At 66.8% G+C, this 12572-nt stretch carries 14 protein-coding genes; 1 reads left to right on the top strand and 13 read right to left on the bottom strand.

What is annotated here, in order from left to right; translation table 11 throughout:
• Positions 1-28 precede the first annotated feature (28 nt).
• The 13 genes from ON20_RS31325 to ON20_RS31265 all read right to left on the bottom strand — a co-directional run bounded on the left by ON20_RS31325 (position 29) and on the right by ON20_RS31265 (position 12142).
• Positions 29-793 carry an SDR family NAD(P)-dependent oxidoreductase gene (locus tag ON20_RS31325; protein WP_040841654.1) on the bottom strand — a complete coding sequence of 255 codons (765 nt, stop codon included), beginning with the start codon at positions 791-793 and terminating at the stop codon, positions 29-31.
• A 43-nt stretch (positions 794-836) separates the two neighbouring features.
• Entirely contained in the window at positions 837-1622 is a 786-nt protein-coding gene (locus tag ON20_RS31320; RefSeq protein WP_040841652.1) for an SDR family NAD(P)-dependent oxidoreductase, read from the bottom strand.
• Between the two features lie 49 nt (positions 1623-1671).
• Positions 1672-2613 carry a PDR/VanB family oxidoreductase gene (locus ON20_RS31315; RefSeq protein ID WP_040841726.1) on the bottom strand — a complete coding sequence of 314 codons (942 nt, stop codon included), beginning with the start codon at positions 2611-2613 and terminating at the stop codon, positions 1672-1674.
• 79 nt (positions 2614-2692) lie between these two features.
• The gene (locus tag ON20_RS31310) at positions 2693-3079 is read right to left on the bottom strand and encodes an ester cyclase (protein ID WP_040841651.1); all 387 of its coding nucleotides are present in this window, start codon (positions 3077-3079) and stop codon (positions 2693-2695) included.
• A 33-nt stretch (positions 3080-3112) separates the two neighbouring features.
• A complete protein-coding gene (locus ON20_RS31305; protein ID WP_040841650.1) occupies positions 3113-4339 on the bottom strand; it encodes a cytochrome P450 in 1227 nt (408 codons plus the stop codon).
• Positions 4340-4355: 16 nt separating this feature from the next.
• A complete protein-coding gene (locus ON20_RS31300; protein ID WP_040841648.1) occupies positions 4356-4544 on the bottom strand; it encodes a ferredoxin in 189 nt (62 codons plus the stop codon).
• A 10-nt stretch (positions 4545-4554) separates the two neighbouring features.
• Positions 4555-5388, bottom strand: a complete 834-nt coding sequence (locus tag ON20_RS31295; protein WP_040841647.1) for a mycofactocin-coupled SDR family oxidoreductase — start codon at positions 5386-5388, stop codon at positions 4555-4557.
• A 364-nt stretch (positions 5389-5752) separates the two neighbouring features.
• Complete coding sequence (locus tag ON20_RS31290) at positions 5753-6580, bottom strand: FadR/GntR family transcriptional regulator (protein WP_040841724.1); 828 nt, start codon at positions 6578-6580, stop codon at positions 5753-5755.
• Positions 6581-6658: 78 nt separating this feature from the next.
• Complete coding sequence (locus tag ON20_RS31285; RefSeq protein WP_040841722.1) at positions 6659-7552, bottom strand: TIGR03619 family F420-dependent LLM class oxidoreductase; 894 nt, start codon at positions 7550-7552, stop codon at positions 6659-6661.
• 940 nt (positions 7553-8492) lie between these two features.
• Positions 8493-9959 (bottom strand): flavin-containing monooxygenase, encoded by a 1467-nt coding sequence (locus ON20_RS31280; RefSeq protein ID WP_040841646.1) that lies wholly within the window; start codon positions 9957-9959, stop codon positions 8493-8495.
• Between the two features lie 128 nt (positions 9960-10087).
• The gene (locus ON20_RS31275) at positions 10088-10327 is read right to left on the bottom strand and encodes a hypothetical protein (RefSeq protein ID WP_040841645.1); all 240 of its coding nucleotides are present in this window, start codon (positions 10325-10327) and stop codon (positions 10088-10090) included.
• A 9-nt stretch (positions 10328-10336) separates the two neighbouring features.
• Positions 10337-11650: a S8 family peptidase gene (locus ON20_RS31270; RefSeq protein ID WP_040841720.1), complete on the bottom strand. Its 1314-nt coding sequence runs from the start codon at positions 11648-11650 to the stop codon at positions 10337-10339.
• A 63-nt stretch (positions 11651-11713) separates the two neighbouring features.
• Positions 11714-12142, bottom strand: a complete 429-nt coding sequence (locus ON20_RS31265) for a TetR/AcrR family transcriptional regulator C-terminal domain-containing protein (RefSeq protein WP_051163697.1) — start codon at positions 12140-12142, stop codon at positions 11714-11716.
• Here ON20_RS31265 and ON20_RS38340 point away from each other — a divergent pair.
• A complete protein-coding gene (locus tag ON20_RS38340; protein WP_040841644.1) occupies positions 12131-12514 on the top strand; it encodes a hypothetical protein in 384 nt (127 codons plus the stop codon). The two genes, ON20_RS31265 and ON20_RS38340, sit on opposite strands and share 12 nt — an antisense overlap.
• Positions 12515-12572 lie beyond the last annotated feature (58 nt).

Below are 12572 nucleotides of genomic sequence, written 5' to 3'. Positions count from 1 at the left end.
ACTCCTGTTCCAGTTCTGTGCGTCGGTGTCATCCCACGGCCATCCGCCCGCCATCGACGGGCAGCACCGTTCCGGTGGTGAAACTCGCCGCGTCTCCGGCGAAATAAATTGCGGCGCCGACGATCTCGCTCGGCTTTCCACCGCGTGGGATGGGCCAGGACGAGGCCAGTTCCTCGAACGCCTCGAGATCCCAGGCCTTGCTGATATCGGTGAAGAACGCCCCGGCCATGATCGTGTTCACCCGAACCTCGGGTCCGTAGGCCGCGGCGAACCCTTTCGTCAGCGAATTCAGGCCGGCCTTCGCCGCCCCGTACGGCACGTACTCCGGGGCGGGTCGCTCCGAGGCATTGCTGCTGATATTGATGATCGCGCCCCGGCCCGCGGCCCGCATTCGCTCGGCGACCAGAGCGCTCAGCCGGAACGGTCCTTTGAGGTTGACTTCGATGATCTTGTCGAAAAGTTGCTCACTCACCGCCGTCAGGCCGTCGTACAGCGGTGCTATTCCGGCATTGTTGATCAGCACGTCGAGGCGGCCGAACCGCTCGTATACCGCGTCCACCAGCCCGGGCAGTGAATCCCAGTCGCCCACGTGCGCACCGATGCCCATGGTTTGTACCTGTGTTTTCGCCGCGATCCGCGCGGCGAGGTCGACGCAGGGTTGGGCTTTCCGGCTCGCGATGGCCACGTGTGCACCCTCCTCGGCGAACGCCCAGGCCATCTCGGCTCCCAGACCCCGGCTGCCGCCGGTGATCAGGACCACCTTGTCGTGCAGGTTGTTTCGATCGGTTCCCATGTCTCTCCGTTCCCGCCGGGTGCCGGCCTGGCGGACCAACGACTCAGTAGAGCGATTCGCCGCCGTCGACGATGTGATTCACGCCGGTCACGAAACCCGCCGACGGGCCGGTCAGATACACCGCGGCCGCGCCCATATCCGCCACGGTGCCCGCGCGGCCCATGGGAACCGTCGCCGTCATCTTGGCGAAGGTCTCGGGATTGCGTTCCAGCGCCATGGGGGTCGCGGTGATACCCGGTGACAGCGCGTTCACCCGAACACCCTTTTCGGCGAGTTCGTAGGCGGCGACGCGGACGAACTGGTTGAGCCCCGCTTTGGTCGTCGCATAGTGGATGGTGCCCGGGCGGGTACCCAGCGCCCGAATGGACGATACGACCAGGATCGCGGCGTTACTGTTCGGATCGGTGCGGGCCACCATGCGGGTCGCCGCCTGATGACAGCACCGGAAGGTGCCGTTGAGATTCAGGTCGAGTGTCGACTGCCAGACCTCCTCGGTCATCTCGAGGAAAGGCACCATCGAGCCGGCGCCGGCATTGGCGACGAAGATGTTCAACTCCCCGAATTCCCTGTCCGCCGTGGCGAACAGGGCCGCCGCCGACTCCGGGCTACGCACGTCGACCTCGGCGATCTCGACCCGCTGCCCGTCTCCGGCCAGTGCGCGCAAGGTCTGCTGCGCGAGTTCCAATTGCGGGCGGCGACGCGCCGCGATCATCACATCGGCGCCGGCGGCGACCATCGCCTCCGCGATACCGAGTCCGATCCCTTCGCTGGCTCCGGTGATCAGCGCCCGCTGCCCGGCGAGCGGGGCTGCATTGTTGTCGTTGTTCATGGCTCTTCCTGGTGGAGGGGTGGCATCGGGTAATGATCCGCACGACGTGTCAGGCGTCGAGCACCAATCGGGTGCCCTTCGCACGTGACACGCAGGGCATCATCGTGGCGCCGCTCGCGCGTTCGTCGTCGGTGAGCACCGAGTCACGGTGGTCGGGGACGCCGTCCAGTACGGAGGTCTCGCAGGTGCCGCAGGTGCCTTCGCCGCACGAGGAAAGGATGTCGATCCCGGCCTCCTCCGCGGCCTCGAGGATCGAGCGGTCCGCCGCCACGGTGAGCGTGATACCGCTGCGGGCGAATTCGACATCGAACGCGGCGTCCGGTTGGTCACGCTCGACGGGTTTGGGCACGAACCGCTCCAGCCGTAGCGTGCGGGTGTGCGCCGGATCGGCACAGCAGGATTCCAGCGCGGACAGCATGCCTTCGGGCCCGCACGAGTGGACGACCGTTGCGGGATCGGTGGCCGAGACCAGCGCGGCCAGATCCGGGATGCCGTATTCGTCATCGGGCCGGATCCGTACCCGGTCACCGAACTTCGCGAGTTCGTCGAGATAGGCCATGCTCGTTCGGGACCGACCGCAGTAGAACAGGCCCCACGGCGTGCCTGCCCGCTCGAGCGCGACGATCATCGGCAGCAGCGGGGTGATCCCGATGCCACCGGCCACGAACAGCACCGCGGGAGCATCCGTATCCAGTCGGAAGTGGTTGCGCGGCAGCGAAACTCGGACGGAACCACCCTCGGCCACGAAGGTATGGGCATAGCGGGACCCGCCGCGACCGTCGGGTTCGAGCAGAATCGATACCGTCCAGCGATCGTCCGTGGCCGCCAATCCGGTCAGGGAGTACTGGCGCACCAGGTCGCCGAGTTCGAGATCGATATGTGCGCCCGCATCCCACGGGGGGAGAACGCCGCCGTCCGGGCGCGCGAGGGTCAGCTCGACGATGCCGTCGGCGATGATGCGTCGTTGCACGACACGCAGTTCGAGGTCCATGGTCACTTCCGAGGGGCGGATCCGAGGAGAATGCGCCCGGGGCGCCGACGAGCCGTCGACGCCCCGGGCACCGGGACTGTCATCCGTAGTCGCACCACTCGGTCAACCGGCCGTTGTCGAAGCTCATGATCGACAGCACGTTGAGCTTGCAGAACTCACCGGCCTTGCCGAAGCCCGGTACGTCGGCCGTCGCGGTCCCCTGCCAGGTGGTCTCGCGCATGACCGAGTTGCCGGTGGTCGCCCACCGGGTCGTTTCCCCGATGTGCCGGTCGGGGAACACCTCGCTCATCTGTTGCACGGTCTGCAGCATCAGATCGCGTCCTTTGGCCGCGACGCCCCGGTTCTGGTGGACGACCACGACGTTCTCGTCGACCAGGTCGCGCAGCGCATCGATATCGAGGCGGTTCCAGGCGTCGACGACGCGAAGGGCCAGCGACAGCAGTTCTTCGGGATCGGTATTGCTCATTGTCGGTTCCTTGACGGCTTGGGCGAGGACTCGCTAGGGCAGGACGGTGACGACGAATTCGTGGATGCCGCGAGTGGGCATCGAGTGGTGCTGCACCTGCTGTCCCTCGGCCAGGGCGAACCGCGGCATCTTCTCGACGATTCGCTCCAGGACCGTGATCATCATGACGCGGGCGAAGTTCGACCCGAGGCAGCGGTGGGGTCCGATGCTGAACGCGAGATGGTTCTTGTCCTTGCGGTGCAGGTCCCAGCTGTGCGGGTCCGCGAACTTAGCGGGGTCGCGGTTGGCGCCGTTGTAGGAGGTCCAGACTTTGGCGCCGGCGTCGAGCTCGGTACTACCGAGGGAGACGGGACAGGTCGTGGTGCGCTGCAGCACCGTGACGTTGGCGAACATGCGCAGGCCCTCTTCCACCGCGTTCGGGATCAGCGAGGGATCGGCGACGAGTTCGGCGAGATCGTCGGGGTGGGTCGCGAGATGGTGCAGCGTGCCACCCAGTACGGTGCCGGTCGACTCCAGGCCGGCGATCGAGAGGGGGAGCACCACCGCGACACGTTCGGCCAGGGTGGGTTCGCGGCCGGCGATCTCCTTCACCTGGCACACCATGCTCGCCAGGTCGTCGTCGAGCGGGTGCTCGGTCCGTTCCCGCACCAGTTCCTCGATCGCGGAATAGAGGCTCACATACGCCGTCTCGGATTCCTCCGCGGTTTCGCCGACGAAGATGTCGTGCGCCCACTTCATCCAGACATCAATACGGTCGCCCTCGAGGTTGAGCAGGTTCGAGAACACCGCGCGCAGCTGCAGCGGACGTAGGAAGTCTTCCATGACCCGGAAGCTGCCCGCCGCGATTCCGGCGTCGAGGAATTCATCGATTTCCCGGGTGATCGCCGGCACGAACCGGCGCATCTTCTCCTCGGTAAGTTCCGGGTTGAGGAGTTTGCGCCAGTCGGTCTGGGCGGGCGGGTCCAGGTCTTCCGGAAGGAAACGCCCTTCGTTCTTCGGCGGCTCGGCGCGATTGTCGTGTCCGAGGATCGCGACCCCGCCCTCGGAGGAGAAGCGCTTCCAGTCCCGCAGGATCTTGAAGACGTCCTCGTAACGGGTGGCGACATAGCAGGGGGTTTCGCCCTGGGTATGCACCGCCAGTGTGTCGCGGGCCTGCATCCGGTTGATCTCCGTCCAGAAGTTCTGGTTGAACTCCTCGGACCACATATCGATCGGGCAGCCGGTGGATTCGGGCGCCGACGTCTGCAGTTGCTCGGTCATTTTCGGTCCTCTTCTCTCACGCCTCGGTGATGGCGGCTTCAGGGCAGATACCGGTCACCTCGGTGCCGTCGATACCGTTGGGTAGCGTGCCGTTCCCCGTGACAACGGCGTATCCCCCCTCGTCCGCGCGGAACAGCTCCGGGAACCGCGCATAGCAGCGTCCGTGCGCCTGGCAGTAGTCGTTGTCGACCGAGATCTTCGTCATCGTGTTTCTCCTAGGCCCGCGCCAACTGCCCGCCGTCGACCGGGATGGCCACACCGTGGATGTATCGAGCCTCGTCGGAGGCCAGCCACGCGACGGCGTTGCTGACGTCCTCGGGTTCGACCCACGGAATCGGCAGAAGGGTCAACTGTGCGAACAGTTCGGCGGCATCTTCGGGGGTCGGGTTGTCCAGATGCGGGAGGAACATCCGGAGCAGGCTTTCATTGATCGCCATGGGGGTGTTCACCGCGCCCGGGTTGACCGAATTGACGCGGATATTGTGCGGACCGACTTCGTTCGCCAGCGACAGCATCAACCCCTGCAGTCCGTGCTTGGACGCCGCGTAATGGGACTGGCCCGGCGCGCCGCGCAGGCCGACGGTGGAACTGACGAAGATGACGGAGCCGCCTTCACCGCGCTCGATCATCGAGGGCAGGACAGCGCGGCAGGCATGCCATGCGCCGATCAGATTCGTATCGACGATATCGGTCCATTGCCGGTCGGTCAGGCCGACGACCTGTCCCTGATTCGAGATACCCGCGTTCGATACGAGGATATCGATTCGACCGAATTCGGTGAGCGCTTCGTCGACGACCGACTGTAGCGAGGTGAGATCGCGAACGTCGGCGGCCCGGGCGAGGATACGGCGGCCCTCCTGCTCGACCAGCCGGACGGTTTTCGCCAGATCATCGGGGGTGCCCTGCGAATAGTCGAGGTTGGGCTGCTGCCGGCACAGGTCCACCGCGACGATGTCGGCACCGTCCTGCGCGAGTCGTACGGCGTGCGTTCGTCCCTGACCGCGTGCGGCTCCGGTGATGAATGCGACCTTGCCGTCCAACCGCTTCATATGCGCCTCCTGCGCTGATCGGGCATGTGTGTACGACTGCGCCGGAAAAGGCGTCCGGGCAGACATGTGTTCGGTGGAGTTGTCCCGTATCAATGCGGGAATCGACCGGGCGGTCGGCTTGTGATCGGTGTCACTCGCTCTCGCCTGCAGACCATATTGCTCATGATGAACTTGAAAGTCAAGCGCTTGGTGCAATATTCTTTATGAGGTTTATGGCGAGATGTTCACCCGGGCCGAGCCGGTCGGCACGATCGCCGGAAACCGGCCATGACCAGGCATGAAAAAGCCGGTGGCGCGGAAACGCCACCGGCTGCGAGAGACGAACGCGACACCTCGGGCCGCAAGCGACAGCCCTACGAGCGGGCTACAACCATTCGATCGGCGAGTCCAGCGGAATCTCCAGTCGGTCCCGGCAGTAGTCCGCGACACCGCGCAGATGACTGCCCATCCGGTCACGTGCCTGTCGGGGACGACCCAGCATGACCGCCTTCGCTATGTGCAGATGGTCGTCGACGAGGACATCGCGCAACTGACGCGGATCGGTGAGAACCGCGACATGGTGCGCCACGATCTGGCCGTAGGTCTGCAGGCTCAACGCGAGCACTCGATTGCCCGCCAACCCCGCGACCGCGTGATGGAACCCCGCATGCCGCTCGAGATACGAGCCAAGCCCATCCGGGGTGTGATCGTGCTCGTGCAGGAAAGGTTCCATGCGTGCGGCCCGCAGCTCGGCATCGGGATTGCGGGCCGCACGCTCGGCCAGCTCCGCCTCCGCCCAGACCCACGATCCCAACAGCTCCTCGTAGGTCGCTCCGGCCATGTTGTAGAACAGCGCCGAAACCCTACCCAGGTGTGCGGCATCCACCGATCCGACGAACGGACCGCCGCCGGGCCCGCGGCGAATGGTGATCATTCCCTGCACCTCGAGCAGCCGCAGTCCCTCCCGGAGGGACTCGCGGCTGACCCCGTACTTCTCCAGCATCGCAGCTTCGGACGGCAGGCCTGCGCCCGGCGGCAGCCGTTGACTCTGGATTTCGCCCACGATGGTGCGCGCTACGGCTTCCGCGGCCTTGAGCGGACGCAGCAGTGACACTTCGCCCCGGGAATTCGATCCACTCCCGTCCATATCCTGCCGGCGCGCGTCCCGCGCACCGTCGTCCCGCCGAGACGAACGCCCTTCGGAATTCCGCACCTTCACCCTCCCACGTCTCACCGGCGCATCACCGGCTCCCGTGACGCGACCACAACCCTACGAACGGGTTTCACGTCACTACCCCGCCACTCGGGAGGAGGCTACCGGAACGAGACCGGCGCTTCCGGCGAATGCGGCCAGGTTGTCGCGACGCTCGTCGAGGGTGCGGCCCCGCCACACCGTGTCGGCCCACAGTACGAGATCGTCCATGCCGTGGTCCCGATAACGCCGTAATTCGGCGATATCGGGGGCGGCGGCGCGAACATAGCAGGTGAACGCACCCGTCGCCCCCGCGTCCGCGCGATGCCGGTGAACCTCACGCACCAGTTGCCGCGCCTCGTCGAACGAGGGGGTTCCCGAGGTGAACCACCCGTCCCCGAGACGAGCGGCACGGGTCAGGGCGGCCGGGCCGTTGCCGCCGAGTATCGCCGGGATATCGACCCGACGCGGATGCACCTGCACCGCGTCGAAACGGAAGTGCCGCCCCTCGTACGAGAAAACGGTCCCGGACCACGCCGCACGCAGAACCTCGAGACACTCCTCGGTCCGCGATACGCGGGTACGGAACGGTACGCCGAACGCGTCGAACTCCTCCTCGAGCCAGCCGGCTCCCACCCCGAGGAGCAGTCGGCCACCGCTGAGCTCCTGCAGGGTGATCGTGCTCCGCGCCGTATGCAGCGGATGCCGCAACGGCGCCAGGTAGACGGCCGTGCCCAGCTTGATCCGATGGGTGCGCGCGGTGATCGCCGCGTGCACGACCAGCGGGTCGGTCAGCTCCGTCTCGGGAGCGATGAGCGGACCCGAATGGTGCTGGACCGTCCCGGTCGAGGGGTGTCCGCTCGCTTGGGCCACCGGCCTGAGCACATGCTCACCGACCCAGAGCGCGTCGAACCCGACCGCGTCCGCGGCCACGGCGAGTTCGACGAGCTCCGCCCCGGTCATCCCGTAGGCGCTCAAACCAATGGACGCCACTGACACTCCTGTCTCCACGCATGAGCCGGCACCAACCGCTCGATACGACACGATAGTCGGAATTGCTCATGATATAAAGGCTTCTTTATGGTGCGCGGTGATATCGCCCGAGCGCGGTTACCATGCGTTTCCCCCCGATCCCCGGCCGCGCTCCGAGAACCGATGGCGATCTCATCAGGTGGAAGCTCCGTCGATGACGACAGCGTCTCGGCCGCGGTACAGGGATCGCAGTGCCCTGCGGCGACCGCGGCGGCGAGCGCGTCCAGGCCCGGGTGCGCGCGGAGCCCGGTATAGGACGGTGAGAGGATCACCGACCGTAGGCCCAGCAGCCGTAGCTCCGCCGCGCATTCGGCCCACCGTGACACCTCGTGCAGATCGCCCACCTCGAGGAACCTGCCGGAGACGAGGGCGTCCCGGTTCGGGGAGACACCCGCGATGATCTGGGCTTCCTCGGCCAATTTTGGCACTGAGCGAGGTCCAGGCGGCCACCCGGAGTTCCTCCCCGGTCCACACGGTCACACCGACCATGACATCCGTCGGGAGCCGTTCGGTGAGTGCGGCCACGAGATCGGGCAACTCGGCCTCCCAGGCGAGCCCCGCACCGTGGGAAACACCGTCGTTCCCGTCCCTCGCCACCGGCGCGTCGGTCATCCCAACACCTCCATCCCGGTCGACCCTGTTTCACCCGGCCGGGCAGCCGGTGGCGGACATCGGCTACGCCACGCTCATATACCCAGCCTTACTGTCGTTTGCCGCTTCCACAGCACAGTCGGCGAAGACTTCGGCCTGCCGCCATCCGAAAAACGAAACCGGGCCGCTTCGGGTCGGTGGCAACGGTACACCGTCGCGTCGGCGCAACCGACCCACACGCCGTCGCCCGGCCCGACCTCCGTCGGGTCGCGGCATGGCCCACTCCACCGGATCGCGCACTCGGGCGTGGTCAGGCCGCGGGAGTGAGGGTGTAGTCGTCCGGATCGAGGGTGCGAACGCGGCGACGGTAGCTCGTGACCGTGCCCGGCCAGTTGTTGGTGATCCGCCCGGCCGCGGTGCGGTACCAGCTGGTGCAGAAATTCCACACGCTGCGGCCGAGCCGCCGCTGCAATGCCTCGTTGAACTCGTGCTCGATGTCGGCACGGACCTCGAGCACATGACCGGGGTTGTCGACGAGCAGGCGCAGGGCCTGGCGGATATATCGGGACTGGGATTCGATCATGTAGATGATGGAGCCCACGCCGAGATTGGTGTTCGGCCCGTACACCAGGAACAGGTTCGGGAATTCCGGTACCGCCATCCCGTAGTAGGCGTGCGCGCCCTCGGACCAGACATCGGCGAGTTCCCGACCACCGCGGCCGCGGACGCGCATCGGCCACAGGAATTCGGTGCCCTTGAACCCGGTGCCGTAGATGATCGCATCGGCCTCGTACAGCCGGCCGTCGGCGGTGCGCACACCCCTGGGGGTGATCTCGGCGATCGGCGCGGTTTCCACGGTCACATTCGGCCGGGTGAGTGCCGGGTAGTAGTCGCTGGAGAACAGGATGCGTTTACAGGCCACCGGATAGTCGGGGGTGAGTTCGGCGCGCAATTGCGGGTCCTCGACGGTCCTGCGCAGGTGCTCTGCGCAGATCCGGGACACCACCTTGGCGATCCACGGGGCGTCGACGAGTCCGAGGGAGGAAACCTCCGCGATCGACCACCAGCCGAGACGCTCCAGCAACAGCGTGCCGGGAATCCTGGCGAACAATTTGTGCTGGATCGGCGAATAGTCGGTATCGAACTTCGGCAGGATCCAGGGCGCGGTGCGCTGGAATACGGTCAACCGCGCGACCCGCGGCTGGATGGCCGGAATGTATTGGATGGCGCTGGCCCCGGTGCCGATGTTCGCCACCCGTTTACCGGTGAGATCCACATCGTGATCCCAGAGCGCGGAGTGGAAGGAGGGTCCGGCGAACGTCTCGACGCCGGGAATGGTGGGCATGGCGGGACGCGACAGCTGTCCCACCGCGGAGATCAGCACCTCCGCGGTACGGGTGACACCGTCGGCGGTGCGGATACTCCATCGTCCGGCCTTCTCGTCGAACTCGGCCTCGGTGACCTCTGTGCCGAACTCGATTCGCTCGAGCAGCCCGTGCCGCCGGGCCACGCCCCTGAGGTAGTCGTGGATGGCGGCCTGTCCGGAGTAGCGCTGCGGCCAGTCCGGCTTCGGTTCGAAGGAATAGGAGTACAACGGAGACGGGACATCGCAGGCGGCACCGGGGTAGGTGTTCTCCCGCCACACCCCGCCCAGGTCGTCCGCCTTCTCCAGGATGGTGATGTCGTCGAACCCGTCGCGGCGTAGCTCGATCGCCACCCCGATCCCGCCGAAACCGGCACCGATCACGAGAACCGAAAGCCGGCCGTTCCCACCCATGCGAAGCTCCTCACTTCTGCCCCTGTCTCCACTGTAGGGCGGTACCGACCCAGCGGACCGCGATATTCGGCCATACTCGCCACCGGATCGGCGGTGGTGCGACGCGTCCCGCGCGGCCGAGTCCCGGCTCAGCGCGGTTCCCGGTCCTCGGTGGGTTCGATACGCGGATCCGCGAAAACCGTCGCCGCGGTGTCCCCCGTGAGCCGGTTCGCCGCCGCGTCGCTGACCCGCAGCGCGAACAGACCCGAATCGGGATCGACCTCGATCAGCCCGTAGTCGCGGTCCACCTCGTCCTCGGCGAGCCGTAGCTTTTGCAGTGCGTCGGCAAACCCGGAGCCCTGGGGGAGCCTGATGGTGAGCAGTGGCATATCTCCACGCTACGCGCGTCTGCCGACTCTCTCGAGCTCGGTGAGGATGGCGCCGGCGTCGGCGATACCGTGTCCGTAATCGTAGTCGAACCCGTTGCCACCCTTGTCGGCCGCCGTGCGGAAGAGAAGCTCCCGAAGCTTCGCCGGCGGCAGCGCGGTCGCCGACCATTTCGTGCGGATCGCGCCCACCAGACCGGCCAGCACCGGGCAGGACGCCGAGGTGCCGGTATCGGGTTCGTTCGCACCGAACGCGGTAGAACCGAGGAAATGCGTATAGGAGCAGATGTCCGGTTTGTGTTCCGAGAGCCGGCCCGGCCCCTGGGACGAATAGCCCACCCGCCGCCCTATGGTGTCGACGCCGCCCACCGACAGCACGCTCGGATGCGAGTTGGCTCCGGATATCGGCCGGTCCGGGTAGGCGCACCGCCCGTCGGGGCAGTCACGTCCGCAGTTGCCGGCGGCGAAGAGGATATCGGCACCCGCCGCGTCCAGGGAACCGACGATCACATTGAACGGGTGGTCCGGGTTGTCGGAGTAGTTGCCGGGCTGCCCCACCGGGAAATCCCATTGCGGCGAGAACGATCCCCAGCTGTTGCTGATCACCAGCGCCCGTCGGTCGGCGGGCTGATCGGTGAGCACCCGGCGCAGATGGGCGAACGCGGCGAGCGCGTCGGACAGCAGGCCGTCCATTCGGCTACTGCCCGCACGGGTGCTGCGCAGCAGCGGGATATCGAGGAACACCGCCTCCGGGGCGGCGATGAGCGCGTCGAACGCGCACATGGTGCCGTGGTCGACCTCGAATTCACCGGCGGTTCCGGGGATCCCGGCCGGATTCCAACTGCGCGCGACATCAATATCGATCCGCTCACCACTGACCCCGTTCACCTTGGCCGCGTTGATCCCGGTGTCCAGAATGGCCACCGCCACCCCTTCCCCGGTGAGCCCGGCCGCACCCAGATCCTCCCGACGCAGCAGGGCGCCGACCTCCTTCCAGTCACCGACCGCGGCGTCACCGCCGCAGGTGAGCACCGGCTGGATGATCGGATCGGAGAACACCCCCACGACTCCCCGCGCATCGGACAGCGCCGTAAAGGTAGTGGAATCGTCATCGGGGATCTCCCCGCGAACCAGCAGCGACGAGCCGCCCGGATGCGGCGACTCGCTCATCTCTCTCGCGCCCGCGTCCGGTATCAGAACCGGGGAAAAGGCGTTGTCGAGCGCGAATCCGGGCAGTTCACCGGTCACATCGGACGCGGCGACGGCGGAATCGGCCACGGCAGAAATCAGATCGGCGGCGGGGCGGAGCTGGATCACGACTCGCATGTCCGCCATCCTGCCCTCCCGAAGCGGAAACGATCAATGGGGCAGGCGAATTCGGTGGGACCGCTACCCTGGTCGGCCGTCGGACGGCCCGGCCGCGGGCTCGGTCGACGCGGTGGACTCCTTGCGGTCCACCTGGACTCGGATACCGTCGAGCACGATTTCCGGGCCGAGGTCGAAACCGGCGTCGAAATCCGCATAGTCCAGTTGTGCGTGCCGGTGCAGTATCGGATGGCGTTCGGCGAGACATTGCTGCGCCTCCCGTCGCAATTCGGCCTCGTCGTCCGGATCGCGGACCCGGGAGCGCCATGCGTTCTCGGCGCTCACGAACCCGTGGGTGTAATCGGTCACCGCGCTCACGGCGGCGATGAGCAGCGGACCTGTCAGCCCGGCCCGAACGAGGGCCGCATAGGTGCCTTCCGAACGTTCCAGAGCATTGGGTCCGAGCAGCGGCCGGGTGCCGAGGAGTGCGGAAACCCAGCGGTGGCATCGCATCAGCCGGCGGAATTCGCGCTGCCGGCACTGCGCTTCGACCGAGTGAGCCGCGATACGACCACCACTGCCGGTGCTCGGCTATCGCGGCCTACGGGAATGGCGCACCGGGTCGATGCCGAGGAGCCCGGCCGACCGGTCGACGATGCCGACCGACTGCTGGACGGCTTCCCCTTCGGCCCCGGTCGCGCCGCCTATCCGAGGGCCCCGACCCGGGCCATGCGGACCGTGGCGAGCCGACCCGCCGGCACCGACCTGCCGCTGCGCGACTACGCCCGCCAATGCCTGGGCTGCCGATCGACCGATTACCCGAATCGGTGTTCGAAACCGCCCACGCCCGGCTCTGCCGAGCCGCGGCGGTACTCACCCTGGTGAAGGAGCCGAACCCCTACGTATTCGCCTACTACCACGGATGGCGGCCGGTACGGGCCTG

Origin of the sequence: Nocardia brevicatena NBRC 12119 (assembly GCF_000308495.1) — a bacterium.
Taxonomy (GTDB): Bacteria; Actinomycetota; Actinomycetes; order Mycobacteriales; family Mycobacteriaceae; genus Nocardia; species Nocardia brevicatena.
This window is presented reverse-complemented; position numbering and strand designations above follow the sequence as displayed.